The 259-nt window shown below is 57.9% G+C and carries 1 protein-coding gene; it reads left to right on the forward strand.

Annotated elements, in window-relative coordinates; all coding sequences use genetic code 11:
• Positions 1-121: 121 nt before the first annotated feature.
• Positions 122-259, forward strand: a 138-nt coding sequence (locus EOD29_RS37990; protein WP_281059258.1) for a plant virulence effector HPE1-like domain-containing protein, incomplete at its 3' end; no start/stop codon positions are given.

A 259-nucleotide genomic window follows, 5' to 3' on the forward strand; every position in this document is an offset into this window, starting at 1 on the left:
GCGCGAAAAAGCCTCGGACAAAGCATAAACCGCTACGTTCCTTAAATTTTTACCCTTTCCCCTGACGGGATGGAAACGAAGCTGCGCTATACCGCTGCCGTAGTGAGACGGAGGTGCGTTGATGCGTCAGATTTTCCTCGGTGCGGCAATCCTGCTGATGGCAGGCACGGCGATGGCCTCCTCGATTGAGGTGATCGGCAAAACGGCAGGCCGTGCAGAAGGCAGCATCGTCACTGAAAGCTGCGCCGCTTGCCCGCCG

This window comes from Mesorhizobium sp. M1A.T.Ca.IN.004.03.1.1 (genome assembly GCF_003997555.1).
In the GTDB taxonomy this organism is placed as follows: Bacteria; Pseudomonadota; Alphaproteobacteria; order Rhizobiales; family Rhizobiaceae; genus Mesorhizobium.